The 17,918-nt window shown below is 67.3% G+C and carries 11 protein-coding genes; 5 read left to right on the forward strand and 6 right to left on the reverse strand.

Annotated features, from left to right (window positions below):
• Positions 1 to 302 precede the first annotated feature (302 nt).
• The 4 genes from Poly30_RS10015 (at position 303) to Poly30_RS10030 (ending at position 5,066) form a co-directional block, all read left to right on the forward strand.
• Positions 303 to 1,778 (forward strand): hypothetical protein, encoded by a 1,476-nt coding sequence (locus Poly30_RS10015; RefSeq protein ID WP_145196809.1) that lies wholly within the window; start codon positions 303 to 305, stop codon positions 1,776 to 1,778.
• Positions 1,779 to 1,989: 211 nt separating this feature from the next.
• Complete coding sequence (locus tag Poly30_RS10020; RefSeq protein WP_145196811.1) at positions 1,990 to 3,504, forward strand: FG-GAP repeat protein; 1,515 nt, start codon at positions 1,990 to 1,992, stop codon at positions 3,502 to 3,504.
• Between the two features lie 84 nt (positions 3,505 to 3,588).
• Entirely contained in the window at positions 3,589 to 4,290 is a 702-nt protein-coding gene (locus tag Poly30_RS10025; protein WP_419191205.1) for an MFS transporter, read from the forward strand.
• Complete coding sequence (locus tag Poly30_RS10030) at positions 4,287 to 5,066, forward strand: TrmH family RNA methyltransferase (protein WP_145196815.1); 780 nt, start codon at positions 4,287 to 4,289, stop codon at positions 5,064 to 5,066. Before Poly30_RS10025 ends, Poly30_RS10030 begins: the two co-directional genes overlap by 4 nt.
• Before the next feature lie 44 nt (positions 5,067 to 5,110).
• Here the strand turns inward: Poly30_RS10030 and Poly30_RS10035 are convergent, their stop codons facing one another.
• The 6 genes from Poly30_RS10035 to Poly30_RS10060 all read right to left on the reverse strand — a co-directional run bounded on the left by Poly30_RS10035 (position 5,111) and on the right by Poly30_RS10060 (position 13,829).
• The gene (locus Poly30_RS10035; protein WP_419191206.1) at positions 5,111 to 6,031 is read right to left on the reverse strand and encodes a sulfotransferase; all 921 of its coding nucleotides are present in this window, start codon (positions 6,029 to 6,031) and stop codon (positions 5,111 to 5,113) included.
• Between the two features lie 127 nt (positions 6,032 to 6,158).
• A complete protein-coding gene (locus tag Poly30_RS10040) occupies positions 6,159 to 8,075 on the reverse strand; it encodes a hypothetical protein (RefSeq protein WP_145196819.1) in 1,917 nt (638 codons plus the stop codon).
• A gap of 9 nt (positions 8,076 to 8,084) precedes the next feature.
• Complete coding sequence (locus Poly30_RS10045; protein WP_145196821.1) at positions 8,085 to 8,948, reverse strand: MBL fold metallo-hydrolase; 864 nt, start codon at positions 8,946 to 8,948, stop codon at positions 8,085 to 8,087.
• Positions 8,945 to 10,000 (reverse strand): DUF6687 family protein, encoded by a 1,056-nt coding sequence (locus Poly30_RS10050; RefSeq protein WP_145196823.1) that lies wholly within the window; start codon positions 9,998 to 10,000, stop codon positions 8,945 to 8,947. Before Poly30_RS10050 ends, Poly30_RS10045 begins: the two co-directional genes overlap by 4 nt.
• An 11-nt stretch (positions 10,001 to 10,011) precedes the next feature.
• Complete coding sequence (locus tag Poly30_RS10055) at positions 10,012 to 11,781, reverse strand: tetratricopeptide repeat protein (RefSeq protein WP_145196825.1); 1,770 nt, start codon at positions 11,779 to 11,781, stop codon at positions 10,012 to 10,014.
• Positions 11,782 to 11,846: 65 nt separating this feature from the next.
• Positions 11,847 to 13,829, reverse strand: a complete 1,983-nt coding sequence (locus Poly30_RS10060) for a tetratricopeptide repeat protein (RefSeq protein ID WP_145196827.1) — start codon at positions 13,827 to 13,829, stop codon at positions 11,847 to 11,849.
• Positions 13,830 to 14,228: 399 nt separating this feature from the next.
• On the opposite strand from Poly30_RS10060, the gene Poly30_RS10065 reads away from it, so the two are divergent.
• Positions 14,229 to 17,234 (forward strand): hypothetical protein, encoded by a 3,006-nt coding sequence (locus Poly30_RS10065; RefSeq protein WP_145196829.1) that lies wholly within the window; start codon positions 14,229 to 14,231, stop codon positions 17,232 to 17,234.
• Positions 17,235 to 17,918: the final 684 nt, after the last annotated feature.

The following is a 17,918-nucleotide window of genomic DNA, read 5'->3' on the forward strand; positions in this document are numbered from 1 at the left end:
ATTCACAGTGGCGTCCGTTTTTGAAGTGGAGCACCATAACGGACGCATCTTGATCGTCGCTTGATGCCCACGATCCGCCCAGATCCCTATCGTTCACCTGTCGCCAGTGCTCAGCGGTTTTTCGGAGTCTGCCAGCTCCCTGCTCGAGACGGGTGCCAGCAGTGGCACCGCCTGAAGAGAATCAACTTCGTCCTCCACCCAGTGGCGACCGCTCGTGCGGTGGAGCTTGCCAAGGACAACACCATGCCTCTCGCCTCTCGCCTCTCGCGTCACTCGTAGCACTGGCCATCAGTGGCTCTTCTTTGGTCTCCGCTCAGGTCTACGTCGACGGTAGCTTCGCCGTCGACGGCGATGGATCGGGCTGGGGGACGCCGCGGAACACGTTGCAAGGCGCCCTGAATCAGGTCGCTACGCTGCCGTCTGGTAACCGAATCATCTACGTCGCTGCTTGGGAGTACCAGCCGACCGCGACGGAGACGTCGGATCCGCGCACGGCTAGGTTCCTCATACCGGATGATACTGAGCTCTACGGGGGCTTCAGGAACGGAGATCCTTCGGTGGATAGTCGGTCGGGTCTGTTCCGCCAGACGGTCCTCTCAGGGGAGACCGACTTGCTCACCATCCCCACCACCACCGCCGACAACGCCTACAATGTGGTGGTGGTGGAACCTGGCACTCAAGGCGTCCTGATCGACGGCTTCACGATCCGAGATGGAAACGCGAACGGGTCCTCGGATCCCAAGTACCGCTCGGGTGCAGCCCTCCATGTCACGGGGAACGAGGTGACCGTGAGGAACCTCTTCGCCGAACTCAATGTCGCCTCGGAGAACGGCGGCGCGATCGCCTTCGACGGAGGCTTCACCAAAGCGTTCCGAATGTACCGCTCCTACCTCTCGAGCAACCGCGCGTCGGACAAGGGTGGAGCACTCTACCTCGAGGGCGCTGCGGAGGCCGAGGAGGCCGGTATCCATGGCGTCGAGCCGTCGTGGATCTTCAACAGCGTCTTCTATCGAAATCTGGCCGGCGAGCAGGGCGTGACTGCGGTGGAACTTGCCCGTAACGGCGGCGGCGCAGTGTTCGTCGAGTCGCTCGCGGGCGGCCCCGATCTTCTCGGCGCCTTGGGGACGTCGGTGCCAGACGTCGGGCTCCTCGTCATGAACAGCATTTTCAACGACAACCTCTGCCATGGGGGGGGCGCCGCGGTGCGACTCGAGAACGGTGGCTCCGCCAATTCGTCGCTTTGGCTCAACTGCACCATGGCTTACAACCAGGTCCTGACCAACCCTCCTGGCGTAGGAGGGGGTGGGACTGTGTACACGGTCGTGGATTCCACGCTTCAGCCCTACTTCATCAACAGCATCGTGGGGCTGACGTTCGATCCCACGCGAACTCTCGACGTGATCGACGCCATCGCGGGCTCAGGTAGTCGCAGCGTATTCGGCAATCCCTTGAGCTGGACCCTTGAAGCGTTCGGGAGCGACATCTTCACCGTGGCGACGGGCACCTATCCCACCGCCGGCTTTGCCAACTTCGACGTACCCCCCGGCTACCAGGATGCTCCAGGCCGTGACTTCAGGCTGAGCGCCGGCTCTGCACTGATCGATGCCGGCGTCGACCCTGCGCTGACGCTTCCGTTCGACTACCCGGACATGAACGGCAATATGGTGCCGTTCGAGCTCACGCCGTACTTCTACACGACTTCTCCCACGAGTGCTCGCGTGGTGGACTTGGTTCCTGGCGGCGGAACCCTCGACATCGGCGCCTACGAACGTCTGTAGCCATTGCCTGGCTCCCCGGAGCCGGCTGCCTTATCGGTCTTGAGTCCTTCGATCCGTTCGCTGATCGAGGGACGCCGAGATAATCCTTCGCGCATCTCACCCACCTCACTCGATGTCAAAGTCCTCTCTCACTCTTCTCGTCTGGGTGTTCCTTTCGAGCTGGGCCAGCGCCCAGGTCACGACACTCGTGGGCTCCGAAACCATTCGACCCGTGGGCAACCTCGACCTGTATGATCGACACGGCTGGCAAGTGGAACTCGATGGAGATCGGCTTGCGGTGACCTCGCGAGCGGATGACGCCGCGTCGCTGAACTCAGGATCCGTTTCGATTTTCCAGCGGCGCCAAGATGGCGTCTTTGCTTTCTGCCAGAAGATCGCGCTTCCGTCAAGCGCAACTGGCCTCGCGTACATTGGGACGAGGCTGCTGATGTACGACGATTGGCTGTTCGTCTCAGCCTTCAACTACACGGTCAGTGGAGCTCCGTGCAACGGCGCCCTTCTGGCGTACCGTTGGGTTGGAGGATGCTATGCCCATCACCAGACGCTGGCTCCTCCGAGTGGTTCCCAGTACTGCGCTTTCGGGAGTCACTGCGACTTTGACGGTGAGTACCTATTTGTGGGAGCATCCATCGATGCAGAGTTTGGTTTCAACCACGGCTCCCTCTATCGATACTGTCTTCGCGGAGGTATTTTTGAACTTCAGCATCGATTCTACGATACGAATCTCTCGTACATTGGGCAAGGCCTTAAGCTGACCGGCGATGGACGTCTACTCGCGGGTGGCAACTCTAAGGTCGCCCTGCTCAGTGGCGTCTACAGCTCCAATTGGGTAGTCGAGGAGGTCATCTACGGCGAGTCAGTCCTCGCCGAGGACATTGAAATCTATGGCGACGAAATTCTGATCGGTAGCCCACGTTTTGGTACTAGTCTGATCAAGGGAGCAGTGGCGATTCTTGATCTGCATCCGGTTGGGATGAGCTTTCGAGAGTTCCTCTACGCACCCGGGCAGACTGTGGGCTCTAATGTCGGGGACGACTTCGGTAGCACGTTCGAGATTCAAGGTGACTGGCTCTTCGTCGGCGCCCACGCCGCCTTCGATCCAGCGCAGAACGCGGTGACTGGCGCGGCCTTCGTGTTCGAGCGCGTGGGCAACACCTGGGAGCCGCGGTACCGCCTTTTATCGGCGCCAGGCATGGGCAACTTTGATGGCATGGGGAAGGGCATCACGGTGGACGGAAGCCGGCTGATCGTGGGAGCTCCTTACACTTTTGTGAACGGGTTGGCCCAGGTCGGTCTCTCGTACGTGTTCGAGATCGGATTCGGAAACACCGTCTGCACGCCGCTCACCCCGAACTCACTGGGAGAGACGCCCCGGCTGCGTGCCTACGGGAGCAACAACGCGGCGATGCAGGACCTGGAGCTACGGACCGAGGGGGTGCCAGGGAATGGGCTCGCAGTGCTGCTCGCTGCCTCAACGGCGTCGGCGGGGATGCCCATGGCTCATGGCGATGGCCAGCTCTGCCTTGGGAGCCAGGTACGTCGGCTTGCACTTGGACAGGTTTCCATGGGCGTGGCCCGCTTCCCGATTTCATGGCAGCACCCGCTCATTTCATCCACGGCCTGGCTCGATGCGGGGACGACGACCTATTTCCAGGCCTGGTACCGGGACTCGAACCCGCAGCCCACGTCGAACCTGACCGGGGCGGTCGCTGTGCTGATGGAGTAGAAGCCGATCTCGGCTTCGGTCGCCTGGTTCGGCGCGGATGAGGACTCCTCCAAGCGCCAGCAGAAAGGCGAAGGGCCGCGCGGCGTGAGGGCAACCCTGAAGCAGACCGGTCGCGACATCGGCGACGTGCTCGCGAATCCCACGCTGCGCGCGACCGCGCTTGTCGTCTTCGCGCTCCAGTTCGGCCTCGGATCCATCAACCCGGTCATCGAGCTGCACGTCGAGTCGATATTCGCGGGCGCCGACCTCCAGGGCAGCGTCTGGGAGAGAATGACGGGGCTGTTCGCCTCCGACGGCACGACCCTGGAGGAGCGCGCGCAGACCCTCGCCACGAGCCTCCTCTTCGGCGTGATGGCGGTGGCGAACCTGATCTCGCTGTCGGCGTGGGGTCACTACGGCGATCGCGTGGGGCATCGCCGTGCCCTCCGGAACTGCGCGATCCTCTGCGTCGTCGCGCTGGGCCTCCAGGCAGCCACCGCGTACTACCTCGTGCTGCTCGCGGGTCGCTTCGTGATGGGCATCGCGATGGCGGGGATCGGTCCGCTGGCCTTCGGGCTCGCGGCGGGTCAGGCGTCCCAGGAGCGCCGCGGCGGCGCCTTCGGCGTCGTCTTCTCGGCGCGCACCTTCGCGGTCGCGGTGGGGGGCACGGTCGGAGGCTTCCTGAATCCCTACATCGGAATCCGGGGCGTGATGCTCCTGTCGGCCGCGCTGCTCGTGGGAACGGTGGTGCTGTTCCGGGAGTCCCGGCGCGAGGACGCTCCATCTGATAGCCTCCCGCTGCCGTGAACGAAGACGACGAAGACGAAAGCGAAGGGTCCCTCGCCGAGGGGCAGCCTGCCCCGCTCCGCCTGCGGCGCGCGGAGGCGATCCTCCGGCGCCGCACCTCGCGCCTCGTGCTGGTGATGGAGCGCCCCTGGAACGACGACAACGTCCAGGCCGTGCTGCGGACCGCCGAGGCCTTCGGGGTTCAGCACGTCTGGACGATCCGGCACCCGGGCAAGAAGGCGCGGCTCGCGAAGTCGGTGACGAAGGGCAGCCACCGCTGGCTCACGCGCCGGCTCTTCGAATCGATCGAGGAGTGCCTCGCCGCCGCGCAGGAAGAGAACCTCGCCATCTGGGCCACGGACCTCGGGCCGGGCGCGCTGGAGATCACGGAACCGGCGTCGCTCCAGCCGTTCCCCGAGCGCGTGGCCCTCGTCATCGGCCGCGAACTCCAGGGCGTCTCCGAGAAGATCCTGGAGGTCGCCGACCGGCGGATCTTCCTGCCGATGCACGGCTTCACCGAATCGTTCAATCTCTCGGTCGCGACGGCGCTGGTGCTCCAGCGCTGCTTCGACTCCGAGCCGTCTCTCGTGGGCGCGATGGCGTCCGAAGAGCGCGATGCCCTGCGCTTCGAGTGGTTCGACCGGCTGGCGAAGTTCAAGCCGGGCAAGATGACGGCGTTCCGCCGGTTCGCGAACGATCCGCCCGAGCCGCTGGAGACGCTGCGCCCCTCGGAGGAAGCGCGGGCGCCGCGGCTTCGGAAGGAAGACCTCGAGCGACTGAACGAGATCGAGGGCTGATCGCTGGCGACTCTACCGGCTCCTTCGGCGGCGTGCGCTCCCGTTCAGGCGGCGCTGCGAAGCGACTGGAGGATGGCTTCGAGGCGATCGACGGTGCCGTGGCTCGCGCTCGCGGGAAGCGCAGGCTTGCGACGTTCGACGGGGGTCATCGCTTCGGGCTCGGTGCGACGGCCCGTCCATGGGTCGAGGCCGAACATGTCCTGGAAGAGCGCGAGATCGTGGTCGAGCTCCCTGTGCAGGTGTTCCACGATCTCGGGGCCCGGGGTGATATCCCGCTGGAGTTCCCGCTGGAGGACCTCTTCCGTGGGGTGCTGGCCGGCAGCCTGCGCCCGCTGCAGAGCGAGCTGTCGCCAAAGCGCGCGGTGCTCGGCCGCCTCGTTCACCCGCGGAAGGACGGAGGGAATGCCTTCGGGATCGAGATCGAGGAACGCGCAGACGTCCCGCAGCGTCGCCGCGGGGTCGCCCATCAGCTCCTCGTGGGAAAGCACGTGAATCGAGTCGCGGCCGAAGCAGTCGACGAACGGCTTGAGCTGCTGGTAGTAGTTGGAGAACCACACGGTCGTGGGGTCGAGCTCGACATGGATCGGGTGCTTGATCCATCCGTGCGCGAGCGCCATCTCGTAGTTCGAGCGGACGCGCTCGACCGGGTTGCGCGTCACGAAGAGGAATCGCAGCTCTGCGTCGAGGTTTCGAAGTCGCGGCGCAGGGGAGCACTCGACCGGCACCTTGGCGTAGTCCGTCGAAGCTTCCATCCACCAGAGGGCGCCGGGCTTGGTCCCCGGATCCCAGCACGCGAGGTAGGGCTCCAGGCCCCGTCCGCGCGCCGCTTCCCTGTTCCAATAGGCCGGCTCCTTGTCGAGGGAGCCGAGGATCCGAGGGTGCTCGGCCAGCCCGTGGAAGAGGGCGCTCGTGCCCGCCTTCATGGCACCGAGGAGCATCAGGAAGTGCCTCTTTTGCTGGATCATCCCTAGTGGTTCGACCTGACCTCGAGAACGCTTGACGGAAAGTTCTTCCGGGCCAGGCTCCCGCACGGCGACGTCCGACATCGCGGTCGAATTTTGATCCCCGCAGGTCCCATGCGCGGATGCAGGGTCAGCGAACGAAGCCCCTGAGAGGCAAAGTCAGGCCCGTCGCCGCGTCGCCATCGACCCTCTGTACCTGGAGGACGTGCGGCCCCGGCATCCCCGGCTGGATCACGAGCGACTGGGTCCAGTATTGCGCGCCTGCAGTCGGCCAGACCCTCGTGGCCACGTCGGGTCGGCGGAACGCAAACTCCTCGGCGCCGGGTGCTTTCGTCACCTGGACGGTGGGGAGCCATTCCTCGAGACCAGCCGTGTCCACCCTCAGCTCGCCAATCTCTGCGATGGCGCCAGACTCCTTTTCGAGCACTCGAACGCGATGATTCACCGGTCCGGCAAGCAGGACCTCCATGTTGCGCTTTCCCGAGGGCGGAACCATGACGGTACCGAAAGTGGGGAGCGCCTCGACGACGAGCACATAGGCCCCTGGCGGGACGGTTCCCGCGTCGAACGGATACCGGGTTATGGAGGCCGTGGATCCAGGCTCCTGAAGTCCCGTACCGTCGTCCGCGGAAAGTCGCGCTACCTCCGTGCGGAATCGAAGCGCCTCGATGTCCTGGCCCTGGGTGGGATGCAGCGCGACGGCAAGCTGCTGGGCGCGCTCCGTCCATTCGTTCGGCACGAGGATCGTGCCCGAGAGTGGAGCGTGCGCCAGGGCGGCTTCGGCGTCCGAGCGAAGCGTCACTTGCGTCTCGCCGCCGCTCTCGAGCAGCACTTCCCTCATGTCGATCAAACGATCGACCTCGGGGCTCCTCGACCCCGCGCCGAAGGACGTGAGGGTTCTTGCCGTGGCCTGGAGTTCGAGCCGAACCATCGAGCGACCGGCCACGAGATCCTTGAAAACCAGCTCTCTTTCGCGCGTGACTTGGGCCGTCTTGTAGGCACTGGACGATCCCACCTTGACGACGAGCCCTGCGTCCATGGACAGAGGCACGGCCCCCTGCACGCGGACGACCAGTGTCGCACCCCGGTCGAGGGAGAGCTTGATCTCGCCGCCGCTTCCGAAATCCGCCTGGAACCTCGCGGGCGCGAAGCCGCGCTTCTTCGTCTCCAGATCGGCCGATTCGGTGGAGCCGATCTTGCCGAGCAGGTAGTCGCCATGGTCCAGGTTCACCGCCACGGGACGGGTCGACGATCCAAAGCCCGGCGGGTCCACATCCTGTGCTCCTGCCCGATACACGTCGATGTCGTCCAGGGCCTCGCCCGTCCTTCGATCGAAGGCGAACAGGCGGACCCGCGGCGGAGCGGCCAGCGTGACCACGACGTTCGTCGACCCGAGGGGAAGGGTGATGGACTTGGATACCGCGTCCAGACTCGCGGCTTCTGGCACGAGGAACCCGAGCCCGTCCCCGACCCGGGAGATCTTGGGTGCGAACAGAGTGATCTCGCCCTGGTCCTCCGCGACAGGAAGGATCCCGATGGGCCGCGTCCCGTTCGGGAGCGCGTACTCGCCGTTGGGCTGACGAACGAAGCGCAGCTCGAAGCCTCCCCGGGTGACGGGAACGGGAAGAAGAACGGCGCGTTCTCCAATCGTGATCCGGGCGCCGATCTGGCGGAACTCGGTGACGTCGATGAACTCGCTCCCCACGTGGGTCGCGAGGACCCCGCTCAGGGCCACGAAGGATTCGGGCTGGCCTTCGACATCCAGGTCAGGCTCTTTGGGCTCTTTCGACTCTTCTGGCTCGGTGCCCAGTGGCTCTTCCACCTGGACGGCGGTCCGCGCCTCTCCGCCGTCCGGCACGGGCCCGATGGACGCGGGTGATTGCCAGGATGGGAGCGCCGCGGAGGATCCGACCGTCAGAGTCTCCGCGGCTCCCTCCAGCCCGGGCTCAAGTCTCCACCAGGCCAGGAGGACCGCAGCGGCCACGGCGAGCGCCGCCAGTGCCCAGCGCGCGGCAGCGGAGTTTCTCCGGAGCGAGTGAGAGCCCATGGGAAGAGCCTACTCCATCAGCTCCTTCTGCACCCGGCGCGCATTGTCCGCGTCCTGGTGCGCCTTGCGCCCGAGGTCGACGCCGCGGCGTTCGGTCATGGCCGCAGCGCACGCGTGAAGCAGCCTGTGACCGGTGACGCCGAGGGCCATCTGGCGCCGGACTTCGGTCCGCAGGAAGCGGAAGTAGCTGAGCTCTTCCTCGATGGCGGAGAGCGCGGCGCCGCGGCTCTCCAGGAGGTCGTTGTGGGCGGGGACGACGCGGTCGATGTCGAACTCTTCGATGAACTCGGAGAGACGCTCGTTCGCCCGCTCGAACGGCGCGGGTTCCCAGCGGCAGTAGGGGAGGCCCGGCGATACGAGGTAGTCGGCCGAGAGCAGCGTCCTGAGCTTTGGGATCACGACGACGCTGGAGCAGTCCGAGTGTCCGGGGAGCGAGCGCAGAAGAAGGCTCAGATGGCCCACCCGGAGTTCGTGGGCTTCGCCGAACGTGACGTCGACGGAGGGGTACTCGAAGCTCGAATCGGCGACGCCCATGCGTTCGTCGACCTTGGCCTTGCCCGCGAGGATCCGGGCGCGCGAGTCCGCTGGCTTGCTGGCCACGGCGCTCGGCGCGACGATCGTCGCGCCCTCGAACGCGTCCCACCCTCGGATGTGATCGTGGTGGCTGTGGGTGATCACGACGTGGGTCACGCGGCGCGCTCCGTTCGCGAGGAGTGCCGCGCGGAACGAGGCGATTTCTTCCGGCGTGATCCCCGGATCGACGGCGATCGCCTCGTCCCCGGAGACGACGCCGATGGCGTTGTAGCCCCAGAGCTGGCAGCGCTGGACCACGAGGCCATCCGCGCCCGCGGCCGTGTCCACGAGCAGGGTCATACCGCGAAGATGTCCTCGTCCTCGTCGGCTTCGTCGTCGTCGTGGGGGAGCGGCCAGGTATCCCGCACCGCGTCGATGCAGAAGCCCTTGATCTCCTCGGGCGTGAGGCGGCTCTTGCCGAGGAATTCGCCCGCGTGCTCCGCGTAGAGCGGCAGCCCTTCCTTCCCGAACCAGAGCTCCGGCGAGGCGCCGCGCACGTCCTGGTAGCGCCACGCGGCGGCGTCCGCGTCGGCTGTGCCCTCCGCTTCGTTGAGCTTCTTGCACAGGGCCTCGAGGTCCGGCCGCGGCGACGGCTTCGTGGTCACGACGTCGAAGAACGAGCGCGTCCCGATGACGAACCGCGCGGTCGTTCCCCCGGGGGTCTGGCCGAGCAGAAGCGCGCGATCGGCGCGGCCGTCGGCGAAGAACGCGTGCCGACCCGGATCGAACGGCGGCGTTCCCGAGCCGCGAAGCGGGCTCGTCCAGAGGGCCATATCCAGGTAGATGAGGTCGTCGAACAGCGCCGCTCCGAGGGCCGCACGATCCTGCTGGTAGCGCTCCAGGTCCGCCGCGGCCCGGTCGCGCGCCGCGTGCGCGCTGGCGAGCAGAGCACCGAGCAGTTCGAGCGCCTCGTGGACGAGCGCCACCTTGTCCGTCCCATGCAGCCCACGCAGCGCCGCGTCGATGCAGAACGCGTGCTCCGAGCGAACCTCGTGGAAGTCCCCGGACGCCGCAGTCTCGACGAGAAGCTCGCGACGCTCCAGGGCCTCGTCCGGCCTGACCAGCACGAAGAGCGCGCAGATCCCGTCGGTGTCGTAGTGATTCAGCGCGATGACCTCGGCGCCGTTCAGGAGCGCGTCGCGCTCGCCTTCGCTCAAGGCCAGGAAGGCGAAGGCGATCTCCGTCGACAGATCCCGGCGCAGTTCGTCGGGCGTGTGGTTGCCCGGCCAGTGCGCGAGGTGCAATCCGCCCCCGGGAGCGGGCAGCCCTGCGGGAAAGGCCCCGTCCAGAATGAGCGCGGGCACGCCCTTCGGAAGTTCCGACGGACGCGCCGCGAAGTGAATCGGAAGCATGGAGCTAAGATCTACTTGCCCGTGCCGCCAGCACCGTCCCCGCCTTCCCCGTCGCCCTCCTTGGGGGCTTCTTTCTTCTTGGCCTTCTCGATCTTGGCCATCAGCTTCTTGCGGTTGTCCTTCGAGTCACGCAATGCGATCTCGACCAGCGGCTTCTCCTCGGCGCTCAGCCCGCCCTTCTCCAGGCGAGCCGATGCCATGGCCTCGGCCTCGTTGTACATGGCGATCGCCTCGTCGTAGTCACGCTCGAGGTAGTAGTGGAGCAGCACCGCCGCGTCGTTCAAGTGGTAGGACGTCCGGGCCATCTCCAGCGCCTTCTGGTAGGCCTCCCACGAACGCTCGTAGTGCTCCATGGCCGTCATCTGCGGCTCGTAGTCCTTCGTCCGAGCCGTGAGCTGGGCCACGACCTGGCCCGCGTCGCGGTGGAAGAGTCCGACGTTGTTCCAGTACTTGGCGTTCGACGGGTCCGTCATCAGCACGAGTTCGTAGATGTCGGCGGCCGCCTCCATTCCCATCCCGTTATTGTTTCGCCCCATCCCGTTGCCGTAGAGCTTCGCGCCCGCGAAGTCGAGGATCCGGATGTTGGTCGGATCGCCGTTCACCGTGGCGATGAAGCCGTCGCGGTCGACCGTGGCGTACTGGCGCCAGCTCTTGGCCGCGTCCTCGTAGTTCTCGATGCCCTTGTTGTACTTCGACAGGCCGATGTACCAGTACGAGTTGGCGAAGGCCGGGAACTTCTGGACGGCGGCTTCGAAGTTCGCGATGGCGTCGTCGTAGTCGCCGAGGCGCTGCTGGCCGTAGCCGAGCCACCAGCGGAGGCCCGCGTCCGATGCGATGTTCTTGCCCCAGTGCGACTCGAACTTCGTCGCGCCGGCATCCAGAGCGTCCACGAACGGTCGCGAGGTCCCTTCAGCGTCCGTGAAGATCCCGAAGAGTTGGCCGTAGTCGACCTGGGTCGGATCCCAGCCCATGGCCTCGGCGTAGGCATCGGCCGCCTCGTCCTTCTTCTCCAGGAAGAGCAGGCCAACGCCGAGCTGCAGGTTCAGGTCGGCGAGCGCCACCGCGTTCTCCTTCTTCGCGCCGAGGGCCTTGATCGCGGCGCGCGCGTCCTCGACTCCCTGCGTGATCATGCGCTTGCCGGCGTCCTTCGTGTCGTCGCTACCGAGCATCGCGGAGCCCGCGGCCACGCGGATCTTCGCGGCGAGGCCGAGGGTCGCGGCGTCCTTCGACGTCTCGAGGGCCCGGCCGATCGCCATGGAGGCCGTGTCCTGGTCACCGACCCAGCGCGCTGACTCGGCCAGCATCCGCCACGCGTCCGGGAACGCGTCGGGCGCCACGTCGATGGCGTCCTTCAGGTAGCCCCGCGCCTCGTCGAACGCGCCGCCGGGATCCCCGCCCCGTGCCTCTTCGCGCTTGGCGAAGAGGTAGCGCCCCGTGCCGATCGCGTAGGCCATGAGCGACGGGTCCTCGACCGTCGACTCCAGCTCGAGGATCATCTCGAACGCTTCGTCGAGCGCTCCGTTCGCCATGCGGGCGCGCTGGACCCAGACGTCGGTCTCGGCCTTGCCGCCGCTCTTCTCGTGGGCCGCCTCGAAGCTGGCGAGGGCCTCGGCGTTCTTGCCGGCGACGAGTTCCTTCTGGCCCTTCGCGATGAGGTCCGAAACGGCGTCCAGGGTCGCCAACGTCGGCGCGGGTCCGAGGGACAGCGCGGAAATTGGGGTGCTGGCGGCGGGCGCGGCGGCGCCGAGGAGGAGGCCGAAGAGAGAGGCGGTGAACAGCATGGGCTGGATCGTGGGGGGGATGGGTGGGAGAGGGAGCGGAGAGCCCGGGCCAGAGGGGCCTGGATTCAGTCGCGCGGGGGATTATGGGGCCAGACGGTCCGGGCTTCGATGGTTTCGATCTCGGCAGGTTTCTCGCCGGTCTCGATCCAGGTATCCAGCACGGGCAGGACCGAACGGAGCCAGTTCCGGGACGGTGGCCCGATCTCCAGGGCCTTCTCGAACCAGATCTTGGCCTCGGCCGGGCGGTCTCGCAGGGTCATCTCCAGGATGCCCAGGTTCTGGTGAGCGTCGCCCCAGGCCTCGTTGAGGGCCTCGCGCTCGGCTTCCCCCAGGTTCGGATCGGCGAGCTGCGGCTCCCCGTCCTTGACGGAATCGAGAAGGTACGCCTCGGCGGCCTCGGGATCGGTGCGGAGGTAGTACGTCATGATGAGACCCGCATCGTTCACGACGCGGACGTCATCCGGTACGAGCCTCGCCGCGACCTGATAGGCCGCGTAGCTCCGTTCCATCAGCTCCTGGGCCCGGGCGCGTCCGGCGGCGGCCTTCGCCGGGTCCGGGTCGGTGGCGCGGAAGCGCTCCCAGAGCACGGCCGCGTCCCGGTTCAGGAAGCCCGCGTTGTTCGCGAGGTTCGCGTTCTCCGGCCGGAGCTCGAACATCATGTCGCCGATCGCAGCGGCGCGGGTCAGCGCTTCCACGTCGTTCGGGTCGGCGAGGAACCGGCGCGTGACGAAGTCGAGGCCCGCGAGCGCGGACGGGAGCCGATCGGTGCCGTCGCCGCGGGGAAGCCGCACTTCCATGCCGGCGGCCCGGCCGCTCATCTGCGCTTCCTCCAGGGACCGAAGCTCGTTCGAACTCATGAAGAGGCGGATCGCCTCCTCGTTGTTCTCCGCCTGGTAGGCGCACCAGCCCTGGCCGTTGCGGCAGAGCACCTCGAAGTCCACGCAGGCGCCCGCGTATCCGGGATTCAGCTCGCGGCAGCGTCGGAAGAGCGCCTCCGCGTCGGCGAAGTCCGTGGCCACACCTTCGCCGGTCTCGAACGTGTTGAGCGCGTCGTAGAACTGCTCGAACCCGCCGTACCAGTAGCCGAGCGCGTTCTCCGGGTGGATCTGCCTGAAGGCGGCGTAGCGCCCGATGATCCCATCGAAGCGAGCCTGGAGGGCTTCTGCGTCGTCCGCGCCGTTCCCGCGGGCGGTCGCTTCCGCGTCGTCGCCGAGCGCTTTCACGAACGCCGTGTGTACGGCCTCGTCGGCGGGCTGCACGGCGAGCGCTGACTCCAGGGCTTTCAGCGATTCCTGGCGCCGTCCTTCCCAGAGGAAGAGGTTGGAGAGCTCGCGGTACGCCCACGTGTCGGTCGGCGCGAGACCGATCGTCTTCTCCAGGGCCACGCGGGTCTCGTCGAACAGGGCGGCGCGCGCGGCCTTCTCCTTCTCGGTTTCCCGGGGAGCGGCCAGGTAGCTGGAGAAGGCGGCCTCGGCGAGCGTCCGGGTGTAGAGCTGATCGAGGCCGAGCCCGTCCGCGCGCTCTTCGGCCGCCTGGACCCAGCCGGCGCCCGCGCGCGCGAGGTCCAGCGCGGTCGCGTGGTCGCCGATCATGCGCGCGGCCCGGCTCGCGCGGAACGCGGCCGAAACGCCAGCGCCGGTGCGGGCGGCTTCCTCGAAGTTCGAAAGGGCCTCTTCGAAGAGATAGGCGCGGCCGGAGTCGCTCGCCGCTGCCGCGAAGGCAGCGCGCCCGCGGTCCTCCAGCAGTTTCGCCCGCTCGGCTCGGCTGAGCGAAGGGACCGCCAGCGCCTGATCGGCGGCCTCCAGGGCCTCCATGGACTGCCCGGCCTCGCGCAGGGAGACGGTGGCCGCCATCTGGTCGGCGATCAGGAGGCGGTCGATGAGCTTCTTGGCCGTGACGTAGTCGCCGTTCTGGAGCGCGCGGACCGCTTCGGTCACGCCAGCGGGGGTTGCCGCAGGAGCCTCAGCGGGGCTTGTCTGTCCGAAAGAGAGGGCGCAGAGGGTGAAGGCCGCGAGAAGCGCCGGGGCAAGGGAGCGGATCAACGTCATGGATACGTATACAGGTGAGGGGTGGTGTGCCCCAGCGGGCTATCGGCGCCCTTAGTCACGGACGGCGAGTCGGTCACGGCGCGTTTCCGGGGCCGGGATTCTACTTCACAGGATGTCTGGACCTCACCCGACGCGATCGTTCATCCTGTGGGAGCCTGGATTTTCTGCGTTGCCCCGCCGGGGATGAACTCTGCGGAAGAACAGCCCCCGTCCGGTCGTCCGGCCCTGCTAACGCGTCTCTCCTGACGTCACTCCGCTCGCTCGAGCGCCAGTCGACCTCCCCCGCGACTCCCCACGCCCATGCCCTTCAGGTTCCAAGCTCTCCGCCTCCCGTCGCTTTCGTTCCTTTCCTCACCTGCGGCCGGGGCGGGCTCATGGGGATCCGCCTTCCTGGGGGCGATGCTCCTCGGGCTCGGCGGCTGCGACAGTCCGGTCTGCGTCTTTGCGGACGGCTGCACCAGCGGGCCCGGTGGCGGTGGCGACGACGGGGGGGACCCAAACTCCCTGGGCGGTCGCAGCGCGGTCTTCCCGGGTGAGGGTTCCATCATGCGCTCCGGCGCACCGGAACTCCTTGCGGTGGCTCCCGGTTCGGCGACGGCGAACCAGGCGCATCCCGAGACGCCGATTTTCCTGGAGTTCTCGGAGAGCCTCAACCCCGCGTCGCTCTTCGATCTGCAGAACCAGACGAGCGCCTTCCGCGTCGTCGACTTCACCTTCCAGCAGGACTATCCGATGGCCCCGCCCCAGCTTGTGGGCGACGGTCGCGTCGTGGTCCTTCTTCCGCTCGTTTCCTACCGAGAGGGTGGGTCCTACCAGGTCTTCTTCTCCGCGGACCAGAGGATCGCCGACCTCAACGGCCAGCTCATCGTCGATCCCTCGGACCAGCTCCTGGTGGAGATCTTCGTGGACTCCAGCAGCGTCATGGACGAGCCGCGACTGATCTACAGCTACCCGCCAGACGGCTCCTTCAACAACCCGGACACCTCCGAGATCGTCATCGGCTTCGATCGCCAGATGGACGATTCGACGATCGACACGAACTCGTTCGACGTCAAGGTCGGCGGCGTGACGCCCGCCTTCAATCCGCAGCCGATGGCGCTCACGACCTTCAACGGCACGACGCTGGTGCCGGTGACCCAGGTCTACACGTGGACGCCCCAGCAGTCGGGACAGGTCCGGCCCTACGGCATCGATTCGGACGTCGTCGTGCGGCTCTCCGACACGCCGAACGAGATCGTCTCCCAGGACGGCGACACGCTCACTCCCTACGAGACCGCGTTCCGGACGGCGGACTTCAGCCTGCCGGATGCCGTGATGAAGGCCGCCGGCTCGCGGCCCGCCAACGGATTCGGCCGTGCGGATGTGTTCGGCAGCGCCCCGATCGTGGACGTGATGCTCTCGGCGGCCGCGCCGGCGGGAACCGAGGCCGATTTCTTCCTCTTCGGTCGCAGTCCCCTGGATTCGACCTTCGTCAAGTCGATCGTCCGCACCGTGCCCATCCCGAACGGGGCCACGACCTTCTCTGCGACGAGCGACCAGCTTCAGCTGTTCGATGCCCTCGGCGACGTGCAGTTCGCCGACGGCACGGCCCAGGTGGCTGTCCAGCTTAGGAACGGCGGAGCGCGCAGCTCGGCGCGCCGCTTCGACGCGGACCCGGCCACCTCGGCGATCGACGCGCCCATCTTCGATACCACGGCGCCGGTCTTCCTCGGCCTCGGCGGCAGCGGTGCAGTGACCTCCGAGCTCGTGGGGGAGGTCCGTGACTTCGCTGCGTTCGGCCGCGCCAGTGAGCCCATCGCCTACGCCTTCGTCGACGCCGGGGCCGATGGCACGAACGGCGGGTCCCTCTCGGATCCGCCGCGCATCGCGTTCTCGACGCCGTCTCCGGAAGCGGACGAGGCCCTGTTCATCGCGGCCCCCGTGGCGGTGGGCGCGGTCGACCCGCTCGGTCCGGGCGTGTCCTACGAGGTCACCATCTACGACGAGGCCTACAACGCCGCCACGCTGACGGCCGTGGGCGTTTTCACCCAGCGCGGCGTCGTCGGGCCGGGCGGTGCGCCCACCGGGAGCACGGTCGACGTGCGGGTGTTCGATGCGCTGACCCTGGAGCCGCTCGACGGAGCGCTCGTGCTGAGTCACCAGGAATCGGGTGGCGCGACGAGCTTCGTGGCGAGCGCGACGACCGTCGGCGGAGCCGCGTCGGTGGCGGGCGCGGGTGGGGGAAGCACCGTCATCACGGTGGATGCGTCCGGCTATGACCTCTTCACGTTCCACGGCGTCCCGCGCGACTCGGTGGACATCATGCTCCAGCCGACGATGGCGATGAGCGCGGAGATCTCGGGCACGGTTTCGGCCTTGATCACCGCTCAGCTGCAGACGACCGACAACGTCCTCCAGGACACGCGCGCCCTGAGCCCATCGCGCCTCTCGGGCTTGAGCGGCTGCGGGACGATCAACGGAAGTACGGGGGCAGAGTGTGATTTCGGTCCCGTTCTCATCCGGCCGGGGCGTCTGGGCGGCATCTCGTCGATCGGCACCCGGGATAGCCTCACGCAGGCGGATATCCTCACGCAGGGGGCGCCCGGCTTCCTCCTGAACTTCGCGCTGGCCGCGCCTTTCGCGCCGGTGCCTGCGGGCGGCAGCACCCTGGGCGCCGTCCTCGATGCGGGCGCGTCGCTCGGCTTTCCGCCGTCTTCCACGGCGGCGACGCTTCTGAGCGCGACGTCGCTGTCGCTGGGGGGCGTCCCCGGTTTCGGCGCGCTCGCCGAGGACCCCAAGGTCACGGTCGAGGCGGCGGGCACGGGCCTGGCGGGTCCCTTGCTGGTCGGCGCGGGCCTCAGCTTTCCCCAGGGCGGCAGCAACTACGCGGTCTTCTCGGCGGTCCCAGGCGTCGCAGCCCCAGGTGGTTCGCTGGAGACCAGCGGCTCGATCGAACCGGACGTGTTCGTGAAGCTTCGTTCGGTCGACATGTCGGGCAACGAGGTCGTCGCGCGCCCGAGGGCGTCCAGCGTCGGCGCCGTCACGGCTCCGATGGGGGTGCCCACGCTCCTCTTGCCTGCCCCCGGCGGCATGTCGGGCGGGGCGGCCTACAACGTGGTCGTCCAGGACACCCTCCTCGACGCGGTGGGCCTGGCATTCGGTCTCTATCGCGTTCACCTGACGGACTCGACCGGGAGGACCTGGACCCTCGTCGGCCTGGATACCGACGATGCGGGCGGTGACATCCTCATGTCCCTGCCAGACATTGCTGCCCAGGGCGGGACCCCCCTCATGGGCGGTCAGATCACCGCCGAGGTCGAGGCCTTCGGCGCCGATCTCGATCGGGGTGAATTCCTCTGGACGGATCTGGAGCGGTCGCACGAACTCTTCAGCCGTGCGGCGGCGGTGACGTTCACTCAGAACTGATTTTGGGCCAGGTCGGACCCTGCTGGGTCGGGAGCCAAGCCCCATGCCGTTCCACGCGTCCGCAGGGCGCCCGGGCCCCGCTCGGCCCCCGCAGGGGGCTGAGCTGCCCGCGCGAGGCTCGCCCTCGCGGCCCGTGCGGCGAGCACGCCTGCCCGGCGAGGGCGCCCGTCCGGCGAGGACGCCTGCGCGGCGAGCGCCACGCGATGCAATCGCTATTTCGCCGTCAGGCGAAATGCCAGAGATACTGCGCGCTGTCACAGCGACAGGACGGCCCGGCTCCATTTGCATTGGCAGCAGACCCGCCCGCCGCCGACTTCCCGATATCGACTACCTGCCGTTCGCGCGAAGCGTCGAACGCGTGGGCTGAGGTCTCCCGCTGGAGGGTTGAGGGCTGCCCGTTAGCGGATGCCCCAGCAGACCCGCCCGCTGCCGACTTCCCGATATCGACTGCCTGCCGTTCGCGCGAAGCGCCGAACGCGTGGGCTGAGGCTTCCCGGTAGCGGCTGGTGGGCTGCTCGCTGGAGCGCTCGCCCGTCAGGGCGAGCTGGGCAGATGTCGGACTCGTCCGTCGCAGTTCTCGGGTCTCGGGTCTCGGACCTCAGACCTCGGACCTCAGACCTCAGACCTCAGACCTCGGACCTCAGACCTCAGACCTCAGACCTCAGACCTCAGACCTCAGACCTC

This window comes from Saltatorellus ferox (assembly GCA_007751475.1).
Classification (GTDB): Bacteria; Planctomycetota; UBA1135; order UBA1135.

Excerpts from the sequence above, each read along its gene's own strand:
- Poly30_RS10065 (WP_145196829.1), top strand. The coding sequence starts at position 14,229 with ATGCTCCTCGGGCTCGGCGGCTGCGACAGTCCGGTCTGCGTCTTTGCG.
- Poly30_RS10050 (WP_145196823.1), bottom strand. The coding sequence starts at position 10,000 with ATGCTTCCGATTCACTTCGCGGCGCGTCCGTCGGAACTTCCGAAGGGC.
- Poly30_RS10045 (WP_145196821.1), bottom strand. The coding sequence starts at position 8,948 with ATGACCCTGCTCGTGGACACGGCCGCGGGCGCGGATGGCCTCGTGGTC.
- Poly30_RS10060 (WP_145196827.1), bottom strand. The coding sequence starts at position 13,829 with ATGACGTTGATCCGCTCCCTTGCCCCGGCGCTTCTCGCGGCCTTCACC.
- Poly30_RS10040 (WP_145196819.1), bottom strand. The coding sequence starts at position 8,075 with ATGGGCTCTCACTCGCTCCGGAGAAACTCCGCTGCCGCGCGCTGGGCA.
- Poly30_RS10035 (WP_419191206.1), bottom strand. The coding sequence starts at position 6,031 with ATGATCCAGCAAAAGAGGCACTTCCTGATGCTCCTCGGTGCCATGAAG.
- Poly30_RS10055 (WP_145196825.1), bottom strand. The coding sequence starts at position 11,781 with ATGCTGTTCACCGCCTCTCTCTTCGGCCTCCTCCTCGGCGCCGCCGCG.